This window comes from Pseudomonas sp. GW821-FHT10C09 (assembly GCF_059415465.1).
This window is the reverse complement of the sequence record NZ_JBWKNG010000007.1, coordinates 61,953-81,558: the sequence shown is the minus strand read 5'-3', so window position 1 is coordinate 81,558 and position 19,606 is coordinate 61,953. Positions and strand designations below refer to the sequence as shown.

At 59.5% G+C, this 19,606-nt stretch carries 17 protein-coding genes; 7 read left to right on the top strand and 10 right to left on the bottom strand.

Annotation, left to right across the window (positions count from 1 at the left end):
- Positions 1-97 precede the first annotated feature (97 nt).
- The 5 genes from pyk to gcl form a co-directional block, all read right to left on the bottom strand.
- Positions 98-1,513 (bottom strand): pyruvate kinase, encoded by a 1,416-nt coding sequence (gene pyk / locus AC07N8_RS08790; protein ID WP_493143103.1) that lies wholly within the window; start codon positions 1,511-1,513, stop codon positions 98-100.
- The gene (locus tag AC07N8_RS08785) at positions 1,503-2,783 is read right to left on the bottom strand and encodes a glycerate kinase type-2 family protein (RefSeq protein ID WP_493143101.1); all 1,281 of its coding nucleotides are present in this window, start codon (positions 2,781-2,783) and stop codon (positions 1,503-1,505) included. The genes pyk and AC07N8_RS08785 overlap by 11 nt, the downstream gene beginning before the upstream one ends.
- A 216-nt stretch (positions 2,784-2,999) precedes the next feature.
- Positions 3,000-3,890 carry a 2-hydroxy-3-oxopropionate reductase gene (locus tag AC07N8_RS08780; protein ID WP_483840801.1) on the bottom strand — a complete coding sequence of 297 codons (891 nt, stop codon included), beginning with the start codon at positions 3,888-3,890 and terminating at the stop codon, positions 3,000-3,002.
- A gap of 196 nt (positions 3,891-4,086) precedes the next feature.
- The gene (gene hyi / locus AC07N8_RS08775) at positions 4,087-4,869 is read right to left on the bottom strand and encodes a hydroxypyruvate isomerase (protein ID WP_493143097.1); all 783 of its coding nucleotides are present in this window, start codon (positions 4,867-4,869) and stop codon (positions 4,087-4,089) included.
- A gap of 76 nt (positions 4,870-4,945) precedes the next feature.
- A complete protein-coding gene (gene gcl / locus AC07N8_RS08770; RefSeq protein ID WP_140670668.1) occupies positions 4,946-6,721 on the bottom strand; it encodes a glyoxylate carboligase in 1,776 nt (591 codons plus the stop codon).
- Positions 6,722-6,988: 267 nt separating this feature from the next.
- Between gcl and AC07N8_RS08765 the strand changes: the two genes are divergently transcribed.
- Complete coding sequence (locus AC07N8_RS08765; protein ID WP_493143094.1) at positions 6,989-7,429, top strand: GlcG/HbpS family heme-binding protein; 441 nt, start codon at positions 6,989-6,991, stop codon at positions 7,427-7,429.
- A gap of 196 nt (positions 7,430-7,625) precedes the next feature.
- Positions 7,626-8,084 (top strand): REP-associated tyrosine transposase, encoded by a 459-nt coding sequence (locus tag AC07N8_RS08760; protein ID WP_483840804.1) that lies wholly within the window; start codon positions 7,626-7,628, stop codon positions 8,082-8,084.
- Positions 8,085-8,210: 126 nt separating this feature from the next.
- Here AC07N8_RS08760 and AC07N8_RS08755 read toward each other — a convergent pair whose 3' ends face one another.
- On the bottom strand, positions 8,211-8,819 hold the full coding sequence (locus tag AC07N8_RS08755) for a TetR/AcrR family transcriptional regulator (RefSeq protein WP_123434080.1): 609 nt from the start codon (positions 8,817-8,819) through the stop codon (positions 8,211-8,213).
- Positions 8,820-8,953: 134 nt separating this feature from the next.
- Between AC07N8_RS08755 and AC07N8_RS08750 the strand changes: the two genes are divergently transcribed.
- Positions 8,954-9,868 (top strand): DUF808 domain-containing protein, encoded by a 915-nt coding sequence (locus AC07N8_RS08750; RefSeq protein WP_483840805.1) that lies wholly within the window; start codon positions 8,954-8,956, stop codon positions 9,866-9,868.
- 179 nt (positions 9,869-10,047) lie between these two features.
- Here AC07N8_RS08750 and AC07N8_RS08745 read toward each other — a convergent pair whose 3' ends face one another.
- Positions 10,048-10,836 carry an MlaA family lipoprotein gene (locus AC07N8_RS08745; protein ID WP_123434082.1) on the bottom strand — a complete coding sequence of 263 codons (789 nt, stop codon included), beginning with the start codon at positions 10,834-10,836 and terminating at the stop codon, positions 10,048-10,050.
- On the bottom strand, positions 10,829-12,127 hold the full coding sequence (locus tag AC07N8_RS08740) for a serine/threonine protein kinase (protein WP_483840806.1): 1,299 nt from the start codon (positions 12,125-12,127) through the stop codon (positions 10,829-10,831). Before AC07N8_RS08740 ends, AC07N8_RS08745 begins: the two co-directional genes overlap by 8 nt.
- 223 nt (positions 12,128-12,350) lie before the next feature.
- On the opposite strand from AC07N8_RS08740, the gene AC07N8_RS08735 reads away from it, so the two are divergent.
- Complete coding sequence (locus AC07N8_RS08735; protein ID WP_483840807.1) at positions 12,351-12,719, top strand: hypothetical protein; 369 nt, start codon at positions 12,351-12,353, stop codon at positions 12,717-12,719.
- 125 nt (positions 12,720-12,844) lie between these two features.
- On the opposite strand, the gene AC07N8_RS08730 is transcribed toward AC07N8_RS08735, so the two are convergent.
- The gene (locus tag AC07N8_RS08730) at positions 12,845-14,440 is read right to left on the bottom strand and encodes a glycoside hydrolase family 17 protein (protein ID WP_493143091.1); all 1,596 of its coding nucleotides are present in this window, start codon (positions 14,438-14,440) and stop codon (positions 12,845-12,847) included.
- 300 nt (positions 14,441-14,740) lie between these two features.
- On the opposite strand from AC07N8_RS08730, the gene AC07N8_RS08725 reads away from it, so the two are divergent.
- From AC07N8_RS08725 to AC07N8_RS08715, 3 genes are all read left to right on the top strand, one after another.
- Positions 14,741-15,592, top strand: a complete 852-nt coding sequence (locus AC07N8_RS08725; RefSeq protein WP_483840809.1) for a glycine betaine ABC transporter substrate-binding protein — start codon at positions 14,741-14,743, stop codon at positions 15,590-15,592.
- A 205-nt stretch (positions 15,593-15,797) separates the two neighbouring features.
- Positions 15,798-16,109: a DUF485 domain-containing protein gene (locus AC07N8_RS08720; protein ID WP_027922411.1), complete on the top strand. Its 312-nt coding sequence runs from the start codon at positions 15,798-15,800 to the stop codon at positions 16,107-16,109.
- On the top strand, positions 16,106-17,764 hold the full coding sequence (locus AC07N8_RS08715; protein WP_493143088.1) for a cation acetate symporter: 1,659 nt from the start codon (positions 16,106-16,108) through the stop codon (positions 17,762-17,764). Before AC07N8_RS08720 ends, AC07N8_RS08715 begins: the two co-directional genes overlap by 4 nt.
- A 271-nt stretch (positions 17,765-18,035) precedes the next feature.
- Here AC07N8_RS08715 and gltA read toward each other — a convergent pair whose 3' ends face one another.
- Positions 18,036-19,325, bottom strand: a complete 1,290-nt coding sequence (gene gltA, locus AC07N8_RS08710) for a citrate synthase (protein ID WP_017337241.1) — start codon at positions 19,323-19,325, stop codon at positions 18,036-18,038.
- Positions 19,326-19,606: the final 281 nt, after the last annotated feature.

Here is a 19,606-nt window from a genome sequence, read left to right as displayed (position 1 = left end):
CGCTCCCACACTGAATCTTTGTTCAGTCTTGGCTCTGTAAACGACACAAAACCAATGTGGGAGCGAGCCTGCTCGCGAAGTGGCCGGTATGTGCGCTCTAGATCAGGGTTTCGATGCGCAATGAGTTAGTCGACCCCGGCTGCCCAAACGGCACACCCGCGGTGATCAATAACGTGTCGCCGCGCTGAGCCATGCCCTGGGCCTGGGCAATTTCCAGCGCCGTCGAACACACTTCATCCACCTGCCGCAGCCGATCATTGACCACCGAGTGCACGCCCCACGCCACGGTCAGGCGGCGAGCGGTCTGCAGGTTCGGCGTCAGGTTGAGGATCGGCACCGTCGGCCGCTCCCGCGCTGCGCGCAAACTCGAGGTGCCGGACTCGCTGTAGTTCACCAGCACCGCCACCGGCAGCACATTGCTGATCCGACGAATCGCACAGCTGATCGCATCAGATACCGTGGCCTCGGCTTTCGGCCGGCTCACGTCCAGTTGCGCCTGATAGTCCGGGCCGTTTTCCACTTGGCGGATGATCTTGCTCATCATCTGCACGGCTTCCAGCGGGTATTCGCCGGAGGCGGTTTCCGCCGACAGCATCACCGCGTCCGCACCTTCGGCTACAGCGTTGGCCACGTCGGTGACCTCGGCGCGGGTCGGGGCCGGGGAGAAGCGCATCGACTCGAGCATCTGCGTCGCCACCACCACCGGTTTGCCGAGCTCACGGCAGAGGGTGATGATGTTTTTCTGAATCTGCGGCACGCTTTCGGCCGGCACTTCCACGCCCAGATCACCGCGAGCGACCATGATCGCGTCGCTCAATTCAGCGATTTCCCGCAGCTGAGTCACCGCCGATGGTTTCTCGATCTTGGCCATCAAGAACGCTTTGTCGCCGATCAACTCGCGGGCTTCGCGGATGTCTTGCGGACGCTGCACAAACGACAGCGCGACCCAATCCACACCCAACTCCAGGCCGAAGCTCAAATCACGGCGATCCTTGGCGGTCAGCGGGCTCAGTTCCAGCACCGCTTGCGGCACGTTCACGCCTTTGCGGTCTGACAGTTCGCCGCCATTGAGCACGGTGGTGTCGATGGCGTCGGAGTACTTGGTCACCACACGAAGGCGCAACTTACCGTCGTCCAGCAGCAGGTCCATGCCCGGTTCCAGCGCGGCGATGATTTCCGGGTGAGGCAGGTTGACGCGGCGCTCGTCACCCGGCGTCGGGTCCAGATCCAGGCGCAAGGCCTGACCGCGATGCAGTTGCACCTTGCCTTCGGCGAACTTGCCGACCCGCAGTTTCGGGCCTTGCAGGTCCATCAGAATGCCCAGCGGGTAATTCAGCTGGCGCTCGACTTCACGAATCCACTGGTAGCGCTGAGCGTGGTCGGCGTGGTCACCGTGGCTGAAGTTCAGGCGGAAAATGTTGACCCCGGCCTGCACCAGTTCGCGGATGTCGTCGATCCCGTCGATGGCAGGGCCGAGGGTGGCGAGGATCTTAACCTTCTTGTCAGGCGTCATGTTTAGGGCTCTCGAGAATCAAAATGGCGCGGAAGTCGTTGACGTTGGTGCGGGTCGGCTCGGTGACGATCAGTGCGTCCAGCGCCTCGAAATAGCCGTAGCCATTGTTGTTGTCGAGTTCGTCGCTGGCGCTCATACCGAGGGCGGCGGCACGGGCGTAGCTGTCCGGGGTCATGATCGCGCCGGCGTTGTCTTCAGAGCCGTCAATGCCATCGGTGTCACCGGCCAGGGCGTAGACGCCCGGCAGGCCTTTGAGGCTGTCGGTCAGGCTCAGCAGAAATTCGGCGTTGCGCCCGCCACGACCATTGCCGCGCACGGTCACGGTGGTTTCACCGCCCGAGAGAATCACGCAGGGCGTCGCCAATGGCTGACCGTGCAGCACGACCTGCCGGGCGATGCCGGCGTGGACCTTGGCCACTTCGCGGGATTCGCCTTCCAGATCGCCGAGGATCAGCGGGCTGAAACCGGCCTGCCGCGCTTTCACGGCGGCCGCTTCCAGCGACTGCTGTGGACGGGCGATCAACTGGAAATGACTGCGCGCGAGGCTCGGATCGCCGGGTTTGACCGTCTCCGATTCCGCGCTTTGCAGCCAGTTACGCACCGAGGCCGGAGCGTCGATGCCGTAGCGCTTGAGGATCGCCAGTGCTTCGGCGGAGGTGCTTGGGTCGGCCACGGTCGGGCCGGAGGCGATGACCGTGGCGAGGTCGCCCGGCACATCGGAAATCGCGTAGGTATACACAGTGGCCGGCCAACAGGCTTTGCCGAGACGGCCGCCCTTGATCGCCGAGAGGTGTTTGCGCACGCAGTTCATCTCGCCGATGGTCGCGCCGGATTTGAGCAGGGCTTTGTTGATCGATTGCTTGTCGGCGAGGGTGATACCGGCTGCGGGCAATGCGAGCAGGGCAGAGCCGCCGCCAGAAAGGAGGAAGATCACGCGGTCGTCTTCGGTCAGGTTGCTGACCAGTTCAAAGACCCGCTTGGCGACGGCCTGACCGGCAGCGTCCGGCACCGGATGCGCCGCTTCGACCACTTCGATTTTTTCGCACGGGGCGCCGTGGCCGTAACGCGTCACCACCAGCCCGGAGACTTCACCCTGCCAGCAACGCTCGACCACTTGCGCCATGGCGGCCGCGGCTTTGCCGGCGCCGATGACGATCACCCGACCGCTGCGATCTTTGGGCAAATGGGCTTCGAGGACTTGCTGCGGATGGGCGGCGTCGATGGCTGTGGCGAACAGCTCGCGCAGGAATTGTTGCGGATCGACCGACATGGCGGGCTCCCGGAATTCTTGTTATTGGAGGGGCGGCTCGGTTACCTGTGGGAGCGACCTGTGGCGAGGGGGCTTGCCCCCGTTGGGCTGCGAAGCAGCCCCAAAATCTGTGATGCGACAACGATCTTGTGAGTGCTTCGCACTCAAACGGGGCGATGCGGCGTTCCGACAAGCCCCCTCGCCACAGGCTCACTCCCAGAGGGTTTTGTGCAGGGCTTACTTATCGCGAATCGAGAAATTCGCCATGTGTTCCAGGCCCTTGATCAGCGCCGAGTGATCCCAGTTGCTGCCACCGATGGCCGCGCAGGTGCTGAACACTTGCTGGGTGTTGGCGGTGTTCGGCAGGTTGATGCCAAGTTCCTTGGCACCTTGCAGGGCCAGGTTCAAATCCTTCTGGTGCAGGCTGATGCGGAAGCCCGGATCGAAAGTGCCTTTGATCATGCGCTCGCCGTGTACTTCGAGGATCTTCGACGAAGCGAAACCGCCCATCAGTGCTTCACGAACCTTGGCTGGATCGGCGCCGTTTTTCGAGGCGAACAGCAGGGCTTCGGCGACCGCCTGGATGTTCAGTGCAACGATGATCTGGTTCGCCACTTTCGCGGTTTGACCGTCGCCGTTACCACCGACCAGGGTGATGTTCTTGCCCATGGCCTGGAACAGCGGCAGGGCGCGTTCGAAGGCATCGGCATCGCCGCCGACCATGATGCTCAGGCTCGCTGCCTTGGCGCCGACTTCACCGCCAGACACTGGCGCGTCGAGGTACTGGGCGCCTTTTTCATTGATTTTGGCCGCGAATGCTTTGGTGGCGGTCGGCGAGATCGAGCTCATGTCGATGACGATTTTGCCTTTACCGACACCGGCCGCGATACCGTCAGCGCGGAACAGCACGTCGTCTACCTGTGGGGTATCCGGCACCATGACGATGATGAATTCGGCTTCTTGCGCAACTTCTTTCGGGTTGGCCAGGGCGATGGCGCCGGCGGCAATCAGGTCAGCAGGTGCGGCGTCGTGGTGCGCCGACAGGAACAGGCTGTGACCGGCTTTCTGCAGGTTCAACGCCATTGGGTGGCCCATGATGCCGGTGCCGATAAATCCGATTTTAGCCATGAGAAAATCCTCTTGATTTTGTGTTGCTCAATAATGTGCGCGATACACCTGTGGCGAGGGAGCTTGCTCCCGCTGGGGCGCGAAGCGGCCCCAAATCAGCCAGCGCGGTACATCAGGTAAATCCGGTCTGCAGGTTTTACGACTGCTTCGCAGCCGAGCGGGAGCAAGCTCCCTCGCCACAAGAACTGGTTCTATCTCAGATCGCGTTATGGGTTTTCAACCAGCCCAGGCCCGCTTCGGTGGTGGTCAACGGCTTGTATTCGCAGCCAACCCAACCCTGATAACCAATCCGGTCCAGGTGTTCGAACAGGAAGCGGTAGTTGATTTCACCAGTGCCCGGTTCGTTGCGCCCTGGGTTGTCGGCCAACTGGATGTGGTTGATCTCGCCCAGGTGCGATTGCATCGTGCGGGCCAGGTCGCCCTCCATGATTTGCATGTGGTAGATGTCGTATTGCAGGAACAGGTTGGCGCTGCCCACTTGTTCGCGGATCGACAGGGCCTGTGCCGTGTTGTTCAGGTAGAAGCCCGGGATGTCGCGGGTGTTGATCGCTTCCATCACCAGCTTGATGCCCGCCGCTTGCAGCTTGTCGGCCGCGTACTTGAGGTTGGCGACGAAGGTTTTTTCCACGGTGGCATCGTCGACGCCTTGTGGACGAATACCGGCCAGGCAGTTGACCTGGGTGTTGCCCAGCACCTGTGCGTAGGCGATGGCCAGGGTCACACCGGCGCGGAATTCTTCGACGCGGTCCGGCAGGCACGCGATGCCGCGTTCGCCCTTGGCCCAGTCACCGGCCGGCAGGTTGAACAGCACCTGGGTCAGACCGTTGGCATCGAGCTTGGCCTTGATTTCGGCGGAGCTGAAGTCGTAAGGGAACAGGTACTCGACACCACTGAAACCGGCCTTGGCGGCCGCTTCAAAACGGGCAAGAAAATCCTGCTCAGTGAACAGCATGGACAGGTTGGCTGCGAAACTCGGCATGGTGGTCTCCCGTAAATATGTGCAGGCCCCCCTGTAGGAGCCAGCAAGCCGGCTCCTACAGGGGGGCAATCAATCGTTAATCAAGCAACGAAATCGCCGTTGGTGCGTCGTTGCCGACCAGCGCCAGGTCTTCGAATTCGTTGACGGCGTTGATCTCGGTGCCCATGGAAATGTTGGTCACGCGCTCCAGGATAATCTCGACGATCACCGGCACCTTGAACTCTTCGATCAGCTCCTGAGCCTTGCGCAGGGCAGGCTGGATCTGGCTTGGTTCAAACACACGCAGTGCCTTGCAGCCGAGGCCTTCGGCGACCGCGACATGATCGACACCGTAACCGTTGAGTTCCGGAGCGTTCAGGTTATCGAAGGACAGCTGCACGCAGTAGTCCATGTCGAAACCGCGCTGAGCCTGACGGATCAGCCCCAGGTACGAATTGTTTACCACCACGTGGATGTACGGCAGCTTGAACTGCGCGCCCACCGCCAACTCTTCGATCATGAACTGGAAATCATAGTCGCCCGACAGCGCCACGACCTTGCGGGTCGGATCAGCCTTGACCACACCCAGTGCCGCCGGAATGGTCCAGCCCAACGGGCCGGCCTGGCCGCAGTTGATCCAGTGACGCGGCTTGTAGACGTGCAGGAACTGCGCGCCGGCAATTTGCGACAGACCGATGGTGCTGACGTAGCACGTGTCTTTGCCAAACACCTGGTTCATCTCTTCGTAAACGCGCTGCGGCTTGACCGGCACGTTGTCGAAGTGCGTCTTGCGCTGCAGGCTGGCTTTACGCTGCTGGCAGTCTTGCAGCCAGGCGCTGCGGTTTTTCAGCTTGCCGGCGGCTTGCCATTCACGGGCAACTTCGATGAACACGGTCAGTGCGGCAGCGGCGTCGGAAACGATGCCCAGGTCCGGGTTGAACACGCGGCCGATCTGGGTCGGTTCGATGTCGACGTGAATGAACTTGCGGCCTTCGGTGTAGACGTCGATCGAGCCGGTGTGGCGGTTGGCCCAACGGTTACCCACGCCCAACACCACATCGGATTTGAGCATTGTCGCGTTGCCGTAGCGGTGCGATGTTTGCAGGCCGACCATGCCGACCATCAACGGGTGATCGTCCGGAATGGTGCCCCAGCCCATCAGGGTCGGGATGACGGGGATGCCGGTCAGCTCGGCGAACTCGACCAGCAAGTCGCTGGCGTCGGCATTGATGATGCCGCCACCGGCCACCAGCAAAGGACGTTCAGCCTGATCGAGCATGGCCAGGGCCTTCTCGATTTGCACGCGGTTAGCGGTGGGCTTGGCCAGCGGCAGCGGTTGGTAAGCGTCGATGTCGAATTCGATTTCCGCCATCTGCACGTCGAACGGCAGGTCGATCAGCACCGGGCCTGGACGGCCGGAGCGCATTTCGTAGAAGGCTTTCTGGAACGCGTAAGGCACCTGGCCCGGTTCCATGACGGTGGTAGCCCACTTGGTCACTGGCTTGACGATGGCGGTGATGTCGACCGCCTGGAAGTCTTCCTTGTGCATACGAGCGCGGGGGGCCTGGCCGGTAATGCACAGGATCGGGATCGAGTCGGCCGAGGCGCTGTAGAGCCCGGTGACCATGTCCGTACCGGCAGGGCCGGAAGTACCGATGCACACGCCGATGTTGCCGGCCTTGGTGCGGGTGTAACCCTCGGCCATGTGCGAGGCGCCTTCAACGTGGCGAGCGAGGACGTGATCGATGCCACCGACCTTCTGCAAGGCGGAGTACAGCGGGTTGATCGCGGCGCCCGGGATGCCAAAAGCGGTATCAACCCCTTCACGGCGCATCACCAGAACGGCGGCTTCGATTGCTCTCATTTTGCTCATGGTTTTGTGCCTCTTACGTTTTGTAATTGTATACAAGTGGCTTTGCGCAGAGTGTATTCACGGCGGACGGCGCAGGTCAATCCATTTTCTCAAGCGACCGTTTCATTCGTCGAAAGCCTTATCTAGTGTGGCTTTTCGTCGCATGTGGCGCTTTTCGAGAATTATTGTATACAAAAAAATAGGTCATTGTGTTCTATTTGTTGCATCGGACTGCGGCACAACGGCGCAGCCCAACGCCTTTCCGAAAAACAAAATGAGGACGGCACCATGAGCGCTTTAACCTTGAAAGTTGCAGTCAGCCTGATCAACCAGGCCATTTCCGCAGGGCGTGCAATCTCCGCGGCTCCATTGACCGTTGCGGTACTGGATGCCGGCGGTCACCTGATCACCCTGCAACGCGAAGACGGCGCCAGCCTGCTACGCCCGCAGGTCGCCATCGGCAAAGCCTGGGGCGCAATCGCCCTGGGCAAAGGCTCACGCCTGCTGGCGCTGGACGCGCAACAGCGCCCGGCGTTTATCGCCGCCCTTAATAGCCTCGGGCAGGGCAGTGTGGTGCCGGCACCGGGTGGTGTGCTGATTCGGGATCAGGCCGGCAATGTGCTGGGAGCGGTGGGGATCAGCGGGGATCTGTCGGATGTGGATGAGCAGTGTGCGATCACTGCGATCGAGGCGCTGGGGTTGACGGCGGATGCGGGGGTAACGGCTTGATTGATGGGTGATTAACAGACCGCTTTCGCGAGCAGGCTCGCTCCCACAGTGGATTGGTGTGCGACGCAGATCCACTGTGGGAGCGAGCCTGCTCGCGAAGGCAATCTATCCGACACATCCAGCTAAAAGTCTGCCACTCCCTCTGGCATTTAAAGGTCTAGCCTTCTGATGCCATCAGCTTGAGAGAGGCAAAGGAATGCCTGATCTATCCGCTTCACATCGCTTACGCCTTGGTCGTTTTGACGAGCCCAACCGAATTTATCTGCTGACCACCAACACACTTGGAAGAAAACCTGTCTTCAACGATGTCGCCTTGGGCAGATTGGTCGTAGCGCAGTTTCGCGCCGCTCAAGATCAAGGTTGTGCCAACTCATTGGCCTGGGTCGTCATGCCAGACCATTTTCATTGGTTGATCGAGTTGCAGCGCGGGTCGCTGAGTGGGCTGATGCAGCGGACTAAATCATTAAGTACTAAATCGGTAAACCTTTGCACTGGTCGTAAGGTCAGCCTTTGGCAGCAAGGCTTTCATGATCGAGCGCTGCGCCGTGAGGAGGATTTGGTGAAGTTAGCTCGGTACATCGTGGCCAACCCATTGCGGGCCGGGTTGGTAGAGCGGCTTGGCGACTATCCGCTGTGGGATGCGATCTGGGTTTGATCTGAAATCAGGTTGCCCCTTTCGCGAGCAGGCTCGCTCCCACAGGGGTTCGCTTTAAACGCAGATTTAGTGATCGCTGAAGATCCACTGTGGGAGCGAGCCTGCTCGCGAAGGGCGCACCACGGTCTACCGATCCGGCTCACACCCTTTAAGCACCAACCGGATAATCGTCTGCGCCGCCGCTTCATAATCGGCCTCATCCAGCTTGGCTTTGCCAGTAATCGCCGTGATCTGCCAGTCAAAGTCGGCATAGGTCTGGGTCGCGGCCCAGATGCTGAACATCAGGTGGTTGGGGTCGATGGCGGCGATCTGGCCGCGGTCGATCCAGGTCTGGATGCAGTCGATGTTGTGCTTGGCCTGGCTGTTGAGTTGTTCGACCAGGTCGGCGCTCAGGTGCGGAGCGCCGTGCATGATTTCACTGGCGAACACCTTGGAAGCGAACGGCAGGTCGCGGGAGATGCGGATTTTCGAGCGGATGTAGCCGCTCAGCACTTCGCTGGGTTCACCTTCAGGGTTGAACGGGGTCGAGGCCTGCAGAATCGGCTCGATGATACTTTCCAGGACCTCGCGGTAGAGGTTTTCCTTGGATTTGAAATAGTAGTAGACGTTGGGCTTGGGCAATCCCGCCTTGGCTGCGATGTCACTGGTTTTGGTCGCAGCGAAGCCCTTGTCGGCAAATTCTTCACTGGCGGCACGCAGGATCAGTTCTTTGTTGCGCTCGCGGATAGTGCTCATAAACCAGGGGGTTCCTTGCCTGTTCTGGCGGTTGCGCATGGTATCACCGGGCTCGCGCGACGCTCAAGAATGCCCCGTGTGGCACTCGGCCGCGCTATGCTGCGCAGCATTCATTCAAGAAGGAAACCTGATTCATGGCAGGAAGCAGTTTGCTGGTGCTGATCGATGACATCGCCGCGGTACTCGACGATGTGGCATTGATGACCAAAATGGCCGCCAAGAAGACCGCCGGCGTGCTCGGCGACGATCTGGCGCTCAATGCCCAGCAGGTCAGCGGTGTGCGGGCCGAGCGGGAAATCCCGGTGGTCTGGGCCGTGGCCAAGGGCTCGTTTCGCAACAAACTGATCCTGGTGCCGTCGGCCTTGGCTATCAGCGCATTCATTCCATGGCTGGTGACGCCGTTGTTGATGATCGGCGGCGCTTACCTGTGTTTCGAAGGCTTCGAGAAACTCGCGCACAAATTCCTGCACAGCAAGGCTGAAGACCAGGCCGAACACGCGGAACTGGTCGAGGCTGTTGCCGATCCAGCGGTCGACCTGGTGGCTTTCGAACAGGACAAGATCAAGGGCGCGGTCCGCACCGACTTCATCCTGTCGGCAGAAATCATCGCCATCACCCTCGGCACCGTGGCAGATGCCTCGCTGACCCAGCAAGTGATCGTGCTCTCGGGCATTGCCATCGTCATGACCATCGGTGTGTATGGCCTGGTGGCGGGCATCGTCAAACTCGACGACCTCGGCTTGTGGCTGACCCAAAAGCCTGGGCAGATGGCGAAAAGCATCGGTGGCGGCATTTTGCGAGCCGCGCCTTACATGATGAAAAGCCTGTCGGTGATCGGTACGGCAGCGATGTTCCTGGTCGGTGGCGGGATTCTCACTCACGGCGTGCCGGTGGTTCATCACTGGATCGAAAGCGTCAGCGCCGGCGCGGGCGGTGCCGGGTTTATCGTGCCGACATTGCTGAACGCGGTGGCGGGGATTGTCGCGGGTGCGGTGGTGTTGGCGGGTGTGATGGTTGCCAGCAAGATCTGGAAAGCGCTGAAAGGCTAAAGCCGAACACTGTCCAAATGTGGGAGCGGGCTTGCTCGCGAAGGCGGTGAAACAGTCGACATCAATGTTGAATGTAATGGCCTCTTCGCGAGCAAGCCCGCTCCCACATTTGAACTTCGACACTCATGAAAAAGGCCATTCGACTCGCATCGAATGGCCTTTTTTTGTTGCCGCCGGATTTACTCGGCGATCTGCAACTTGCGTGCTTCGGTGTACACGAACCGCACTTTCTCGTACTCGAATGGCGAGTTCAGCTGGCCATAACGGAAGTTGGTCTGGTTGCGTTTGTCGATGCCGCGCAGGATCCAGACTTCCGGATGGTTGGAGCTGACTTCAGCGACGTTCAGGTAGTTGATTGCCGACTCGACGGTGAAATCGACCGCCAGGCCGCCGGTGTCGCGGATGTTCGACGGGCCGAGGATCGGCAGGACGAAGTAGGCGCCGCCGGGTACGCCGTAGAAGCCCAGGGTTTGACCGAAGTCTTCGCTCTGGCGCGGCAGGCCCATGGCGGTGGCGGGGTCCCACAGGCCGGCGATGCCGATGGTGGTGTTGAGCAGCAGGCGCGCAGAGGTTTCCATCGAACGCTTGCCCTTGAGCTGCAGCAGGCTGTTCACCAGGTTCGGCACGTCGCCGAGGTTGTTGAAGAAGTTGCTCACGCCGGTGCGCAGGAAGCTTGGCGTGACGTAGCGATAGCCGTCGACTACGGGCAGGAACACCCACTGGTCGAAGCGGTAGTTGAAGTGATAGACCCGGCGGTTCCACTCTTCCAGCGGGTCATAGACGGCCAGCGCGTTGAGCGTCGAGCGTTCGAACTCGCGCTGGTCCAGCCCCGGGTTGAACTTGAGTTTGCTCAGCGGCTCCTTGAAGCCGTCATTGTCGATTACGACAGGGGCGTTGGCCTTGCTGTTGTCGGCATTGGCGACGCCTGCACAGAGTAACGCAGCGATAAGCAGGAGATATTTAGCCACGGAAGAACTCCAGCATGGCGTCGCTGTTGACGCGGTAGTTAAGGTTGCCGCAATGGCCGCCGAGTGGATAAACGGTCAAGCGATCGCCGAAGGTCTTGCGCAGGAAACCGAGGTCGCCAGGGCCCAGGATCACGTCGTCGGCGTTGTGCATCACAGCGATTTTCGGGCTGTCGTGCAGGTAGTCCTTGAGTGCATAAAGACTGACCTGGTCGATCAGTTGCAGCAGGCTGCCACCGTCGGTGCGGGCGCGCCACATCGGGATGACCTGTTCGGTGATGTAGCAGTCGAAGTCGCACTGCAGCGCACGCTTGAGGAACGGCGTAAGGCTGGTGCCTTCGGTGATCGGGAATTTCGGTGGGGTTATCAGGCCGCGACGGTTGATCAGGTCCGAGGTGAAGGCAATGTCGGCCGCCGAGAAGCGGAACGAGGTGCCGATCAGCATGGCCATCTGTTCGTTGGTCAGGTGTTGCTTGGACTGCTGGAAGTCATAAAGCAGGGCATCGTTGAGGTCGATGTAGCCTTTCTGCTGGAAGTAGCGGGTCAGTTTGTTCAACACCAGCTCATAGAACGTGGTGCTGCTGGTGATGCCCTTGACCTCGGTCTGGACCAGCTTGTCGAGGTTGGTGATCGAGGTGTACAGGTTGACCGGCGGGTTGAGCAGCAGGACTTTCTTGAAGTTGAAGCTGCGGCGGGTCTCGTCCAGGTGCGCGACGAAGGCTGCGTCCAGTGCGCCAAGGCTGTAGCCGGTCAGGTAGTAGTCGGTGACCGGCACTTTCGGGTTTTGTGCCCGCACGGCCTGCATCACCCGGTACATGTCTTCGGCGTCTTCCTTGGTGATGCCCGGTGTGGCGAAGCGTGACGCGGCGCTGATGAAGTCGAAGCTGGTCGGCGACGACAGTTGCACCACGTGGTAGCCGGCCTGGTAGTAGAGCTTTTTCAGGTACTCGTTGAGGCTGCTGTCATAGCGCGCGCCGGTACCGGCAATCAGGAAAATCAGCGGGGCGGCTTTGTCTTGGGTGGCGATGCGGTAGGTGAGCTTCTTCACGGGCCAGAAGTTGTCTGGCAATTCGAATGCACGTTCCGGGCGCAGCGTGATGCTGCGGTCGTCCTGATTGATGTCCTCGTCCAGCGGCAACTTCGGACGCAGGTCCGGAGGAGTCGTGGCGATGGTCGCCTCGAACGGGTTGGTCAAGGGGTAGCCATAACTGGCGGCGTCGATATCGACCGCCAGTGCGGACGCACTCAATATAAGGCCGCCAAAGAGGGCGGCGAAGCGCAAGGAACGGAGCATGACTAGATCCCTTAGAAGAAGGTGCCGAATGAAGTTCGCAGGCTATGACCATCGGTGTTGCGCCAAAGTGCCACGCATCGGCACCAAAGAGGCTTATTTCCGGGTAATAGTAGCTGGACGATACACTTTGCAGCGATTTCCTGACCAGTTTTCTGTTACCCGCGTTTGCATCCCGCTGGCAGGGGATTAAGCTGGCCGCCGTTTTCGCCTATTGGAGTGTTTCATGTCCCGCCGTCTGCCCGTGATTTTACTGCTCGTTTTGCTGCCTTTATGGCTGGCCGCCAGTTACGGCGCGCGTTATGGCTTCATGGAGGATGCGCAGTGGGTCGGCCTCTGCGTGGACGAGGCGAGCCGTTGGGAATGTGGGGTGCGCTCGAACCTGGGCCTGATGATTCACTTTGCCGTGTTGGGTTGGGCGGCGATCGCAGCAGCGGTGATCGGCTTTGTCCTGCCGGGCCGGGCAGGGTGGTGGCTGGCGGTGCTGGCGCTGGTGTTCGGGTTTCCGGCGTTGGCGTTGTACAACACGACTTTGGCGGTGTTTGCGGTGGTGATTGCGGGGCTTCGGTTGGTCCGGGCGTCTCGTAGCGCCTGATAAATCGCCTTCGCGAGCAGGCTCGCTCCCACAGTAGATCTTCAGTGAACACAAAGTCTGTGTAATACAAAGATTCAAAGTGGGAGCGAGCCTGCTCGCGAAGAGGCCGGCAGGTTCGCTAAAGATCAGCCCTTGCGAACCCGCAAACTGCGCCACAACGCAGCAACCATCAGCACACTCACCAGCGCCCAGCCCCAGGCCTGCTGGTTCTGCAAACCTTCACGGAACAGCTGCGGCGCAATGCCTGCACCAATGATGAAGGTCAGCAACGCAATCTCCCGACGCGGCACGCTCACCGGACGGCACAGGTAAACCAGTGCCGGCAGGATGAATGCCATGCTCGGGAAGCTGCGATAACGCGGATCGAACACCAGTTCCAGCATCATCACCGCCGCGGCAAACCCCGCCGTCGCGAGCAACCAGCCAGCCCGACGTTCCAGCACATTGAATGCCCGTTCACGCCAACCGGTGCGAGCGCTCAACGTCAGCGCGGCGTGGGCCAGCACCAACAGGTTCAACGCCGTCAGCAGCGCCACCCACAACCATTCGCTGGCAAACCGCGTGGTGACGCGAGCCAGATCACCCCAAGCACCAATCGAGCACGCCGCCAATGCGCCGAGCAGTGGCAGCACCAGCGCCGCGCGAGTGCTGCGAACGCGGCCGCCGAGCATCAGCGTCGCAAGAAAGATCACGCCGCCCACGGCCAGCCATTGCGACCAGTAAGGTACGTTCGACACCGGTCCTGCCAGCACGCCTTTGTCCTGACGATCCGCGTCAAACAGCCCCCAGTACCCACCGACCGCACCTTCGCTGGCACGCTTCCACGGTTGGTCGAACGCTTCGATCAGGTTGTAGTGCCAGCCTTGTTGCTCGGCCATGATCACAAAAGAACGAATAAACTTGGCTTCATTGACCCGGCTCGGCAGGGCGGTTTCACGTTGACGGCCTTCGCTCGGCCAGCCGGTTTCGCCAATCATCACGTCCTTGGGCGCGAATTTGTTGCCGAACACCTGACGCACTTCCGCCACATGTTGCAGGGCCGCGTCGATGTTCGAGGGATCATCTTCCCAGTACGGCAGCAAATGGATGGTCAGGAAATCCACTGCCGGGGCGATTTCCGGGTGCTTGAGCCAGAACTCCCAGACGTCGGCGTAAGTGACAGGCTGTTTGACCTGGCTTTTGACCTTGTTAATAAGCTTGGCCAGTTGCGCGCCCGTGACCTCTTTACGCAGCAGGGTCTCGTTACCGACGATGACCGAGGTCACCACGTCGGCGTTGGCATTCGCCGAGGCGATCAGCAGGTCGACCTCTTTCTCGGTATCGACCGGGTTGCTGTTGACCCAGGCACCGATCATCAACTTCAGGCCATGCTTGCGCGCCAGATCCGGCAGTGCCTCAAGGCCGGTCATGGAGTAGGTACGGATGCATTCGAAACTTTTGGCCAGCAACGCGAGGTCGGCGTCCATGCGCTCCGGGCGCAATTTGAACGGTTGATCGAACGGCGATTGGTCCTTGTCGAACGGGGTGTAGGAGGCGCATTGCAGCTTGTGCGTCGCGCTGGCCAAGTCCGGCAGGATCACCGGTTTGCCGAGGCCGTACCAGAAGCCGCCGAAGGCAAACAGCCCGAGAAGACAGGCGAATAGATAAGCAAAAAAAGGAAAGCGTGATGTCGCGGGCATGGTCAGGCCGTCTGGGAGCAAAGCCGCGCATGTTACCTGCATTTGCCCCGGGTCAGGAGGCCTGCATAATTTTGATATGCAAAGTTCGGGCGGACTGGTGGGGGCGTTTGCGCCGCTCGAGATTAATGGCGTTCTGATGTCGTTTCTCGATGCCTTGAGGTCGCTGACAGAGCAGGTCGCGGTTGTCGTCAGGTTGATTATCGACGCATCAGTGCACCCATAGATAAATCACGCTGATGGTCGAACGAGTTTGCGGTGGGCGTGATGGGGGCGCTGTGCACCATAACAATACGTTGACGCGACTCGGCATCCGTCGAGCGCAGCACTTTCGGGGAAGTAACGATGAAGATGCGACGACTTTTAGGTGCAGGTGCCGCTCTGGTGCTTGCGATTGGCTCCACAATGGCCAGCGCCGAGAGCAAGACCCTGAGCATCGGTTACGTTGACGGTTGGTCCGACAGCGTCGCGACCACGCACGTAGCGGCCGAAGTGATCAAACAGAAACTCGGTTATGACGTGAAGCTGCAAGCCGTCGCCACCGGGATCATGTGGCAAGGCGTGGCCACCGGCAAACTCGACGCCATGCTGTCGGCCTGGCTGCCAGTGACGCACGGTGATTACTGGGCCAAGAACAAGGACCAGGTCGTCGATTACGGTCCGAACTTCAAAGATGCAAAAATCGGTTTGATCGTGCCGGAGTACGTCAAGGCCAAAACCGTCGGCGATCTGAAAACCGATGACAGCTTCAAAAACCGCATCGTCGGCATCGACGCCGGTTCAGGCGTGATGCTCAAGACCGAACAGGCAATCAAGGACTACGATCTGACCGGGTATCAACTCAAGGCCAGTTCCGGCGCCGGCATGATTGCCGAGCTGACCCGTGCCGAGAAGAAAAACGAATCCATTGCCGTGACCGGTTGGGTACCGCACTGGATGTTCGCGAAGTGGAAACTGCGTTTCCTGGACGATCCAAAAGGCGTTTATGGCGCTGCTGAAACTGTAAACAGCATCGGCAGTAAAGAACTCGCCACCAAGGCACCGGAAGTGGCCAAGTTCCTGAAGAACTTCCAGTGGGCGTCGAAAGACGAAATCGGCGAAGTCATGTTGGCGATCCAGGACGGCGCCAAGCCGGAAGCTGCAGCGAAAGATTGGGTGGCCAAACATCCGGAGCGTGTGGCCGAGTGGACCAAATAATTTAAGCTGACGCGTCTGGTCAGCACCTCTGAAGGCCGCTTGGCATAACCGCCAAGCGGCCTTTTGCGTTTCCTGATGGAAGTGACTGCTGGAAAATGGCGATTCTGTCATGTCGTTCTAATACTAAGGTCGTCTGGAACCTGTTCCGCAGCCGCATAGAGTGGATAACGTTCCAACTTTAATCTGTGCTGCGAGGATAAAAACAATGAACGACAGCATTTACCTCTCGATTCAAAACAGCCCGCGCTTCAAGGAGCTGGTTAGCAAGCGAGAAAAGTTCGCCTGGATTCTTTCGGCGATCATGCTTGGGCTTTACTCCGGATTCATCCTTTTGATTGCTTACGGGCCGCATGTACTGGGGGCGAAAATCGGCCCTGAGTCTTCGATTACCTGGGGGATACCGATTGGTGTCGGGCTGATTCTCTCGGCCTTTATCCTGACTGCAATCTACGTACGACGCGCCAATGGCGAATTCGACGACCTGAACAATGCGATTCTCAAGGAGGCTCAGCAATGATCCGGCGTCTGATGGCTCTATTGAGCATTGCGGCTTTTGCGCCGGGTGCGTGGGCGGCTGAAGCCCTGACGGGTGAAGTGCATAAACAACCGCTCAACGTTTCCGCGATCCTGATGTTCGTGGCGTTTGTCGGTTTGACCCTGTGCATCACTTACTGGGCTTCCAAACGCAACAACTCGGCCGCTGACTACTATGCGGCGGGCGGCAAGATCACCGGTTTCCAGAACGGTCTGGCGATTGCCGGTGACTATATGTCCGCGGCGTCCTTCCTGGGTATTTCCGCCCTGGTGTTCACCTCCGGCTACGATGGCCTGATCTACTCGATCGGCTTCCTGGTGGGCTGGCCGATCATTCTGTTCCTGATCGCCGAGCGCCTGCGTAACCTGGGCAAATACACTTTTGCCGACGTGGCGTCCTACCGCCTCGGGCAAACCCAGATCCGCACGCTGTCCGCTTGTGGTTCGCTGGTGGTGGTGGCGTTCTACCTGATCGCGCAAATGGTCGGTGCCGGCAAGCTGATCCAGCTGCTGTTCGGTCTCGACTACTACGTTGCGGTGATCCTGGTCGGTATCCTGATGTGCATGTATGTGTTGTTCGGCGGCATGCTGGCGACCACTTGGGTGCAGATCATCAAGGCTGTGCTGTTGCTGTCCGGTGCCTCGTTCATGGCGCTGATGGTGATGAAGCACGTTAACTTCGACTTCAACATGCTGTTCTCCGAGGCGATCAAGGTTCACCCTAAAGGTGAAGCGATCATGAGCCCCGGCGGTCTGGTGAAAGACCCGATCTCGGCGTTCTCCTTAGGCCTGGCACTGATGTTCGGTACCGCTGGCCTGCCGCACATTCTGATGCGCTTCTTCACCGTGAGTGACGCAAAAGAAGCGCGCAAGAGCGTGCTGTATGCAACCGGCTTCATTGGTTACTTCTACATCCTGACCTTCATCATCGGCTTCGGCGCGATCCTGCTGGTCAGCACCAACCCGGCTTTCAAAGATGCGGCGGGCGCACTGTTGGGCGGCAACAACATGGCGGCGGTGCACCTGGCCAACGCGGTGGGCGGCAGTATTTTCCTGGGCTTCATCTCGGCGGTCGCGTTTGCAACCATCCTGGCGGTAGTGGCTGGCCTGACGCTGGCAGGTGCTACGGCGGTGTCTCACGACCTGTACGCCAGCGTGATCAAGAAGGGCAAGGCCAACGACAAGGATGAAATCCGCGTCTCGAAGATCACCACCATCGCCCTGGGCGTGTTGGCGATCGGCCTGGGCATTCTGTTCGAAAGCCAGAACATCGCGTTCATGGTGGGCCTGGCGTTCTCCATCGCGGCGAGCTGTAATTTCCCGGTGCTGCTGCTTTCCATGTACTGGAAGAAGCTGACCACGCGCGGTGCGATGATTGGCGGCTGGTTGGGGCTGATCAGTGCTGTTGGCTTGATGATCCTTGGGCCAACCATCTGGGTGCAGATCCTGCATCACGAGAAGGCGATCTTCCCGTATGAATACCCGGCGTTGTTCTCGATGGCGATTGCCTTTGTCGGTATCTGGTTCTTCTCGATCACTGACAAGTCGACTGCGGCAGATAACGAGCGCGCACTGTTCTTCCCTCAGTTTGTGCGTTCGCAGACAGGGTTGGGGTCGAGTGGGGCGGTTTCCCACTAAGGCTTCAGGTTTGGTTGTGTAAGTTGCGTTAAACAGAAATGCCCCGGTCGAGAGATCGGGGCATTTTTGTTTGTCTGCTGGTTAGGTATGTGTTGCCGGGGCTGACGCCTTCGCGAGCAGGCTCGCTCCTACAGGGGTTATGTGTGCGACGCCTGGCCCCTATAGGAGTGAGCCTGCTCGCGATGACGATAGTGCAGGCACAAACAAAAACGGCCTCTATATAAATAGAGGCCGTTTCCGGTGCAGCTAAGACGTTATCGCAAGACAGGTCTTATTTGCGGTCTTCCAGCTTGGTGATGTCACGCGACTCGTAGCCGGTGTACAGCTGGCGCGGGCGGCCAATCTTGTACGGGCTGGAGAGCATTTCTTTCCAGTGGGAGATCCAGCCGACAGTCCGCGCCAGGGCGAAGATCACGGTGAACATGCTGGTTGGAATGCCGATCGCCTTGAGGATGATCCCCGAGTAGAAGTCGACGTTCGGGTACAGCGAGCGCTCGATGAAGTACGGGTCGGTCAGTGCGATCTCTTCCAGGCGCATGGCCAGTTCGAGTTGCGGATCGTTGTTGATGCCCAGTTCTTTCAGTACTTCGTCGCAGGTCTGCTTCATGACGGTAGCGCGTGGGTCGCGGTTTTTGTAAACCCGGTGACCGAAGCCCATCAGTTTGAACGGATCGTTCTTGTCCTTGGCCTTGGCGATGTACTTGTCGATGTTCGAGACATCGCCAATTTCATCGAGCATGGTCAGAACGGCTTCGTTCGCACCGCCGTGGGCAGGACCCCACAGTGCAGCGATACCGGCGGCGATACAGGCGAACGGGTTGGCACCCGAAGAACCGGCCAGACGAACGGTAGACGTCGATGCGTTCTGCTCGTGGTCGGCATGGAGGATGAAGATCCGGTCCATGGCCTTGGCGAGCACCGGGCTGATCGGTTTGATCTCGCACGGGGTGTTGAACATCATGTGCAGGAAGTTTTCCGCGTACGTCAGGTCGTTGCGCGGGTACATCATGGGTTGGCCCATGGAGTACTTGTAAACCATCGCTGCCAGGGTCGGCATCTTGGCAACCAGGCGGATCGCGGAGATTTCGCGATGCTGCGGGTTATTGATGTCGAGGGAGTCGTGGTAGAAGGCCGAGAGGGCGCCGACTACACCGCACATGACGGCCATCGGGTGGGCGTCGCGACGGAAGCCGTTGAAGAAGGTCTTCAGCTGCTCGTGAACCATGGTGTGGTTCTTCACGGTGCTGACGAACTGGGCCTTCTGTTCTGCGGTCGGCAATTCGCCGTTGAGCAGCAGATAGCAGGTTTCCAGGTAGTCCGACTTTTCAGCCAGCTGTTCGATCGGGTAGCCGCGGTGCAACAGAATGCCGTTGTCGCCGTCGATATAGGTGATCTTCGACTCGCAGGAAGCTGTCGACATGAAACCAGGGTCAAAGGTGAAACGGCCCGTGGCCGTCAGGCCCCGAACATCGATAACATCGGGACCAACGGTGCCGGTTAAAATGGGCAGCTCGACGGGGGCTGCGCCCTCGATGATCAACTGCGCTTTTTTGTCAGCCATGTGGCCTCCTATTTATGCTTGAAATCATCAGACAGACCCCCCACGCAGGGCCCGCACCACTATAGTGAGATAAATTCGAATGTCAATTTGCCTAAAGTCTTGCTCCAGAAGGCTTTAACCGGACTTTTTCCTCGAAATTGACTGCCATTTACGCCTTTTATCCAACTTGTGCAATCAGCTATTAGGGGAAGGTGAACGCGTTGTCATTAGTAGCCTAACTGTCTATACTCGGCCTCCGACCGCCAGGGGCTTTTGGGCCTGCTTTATTGGGGGTCGCACTC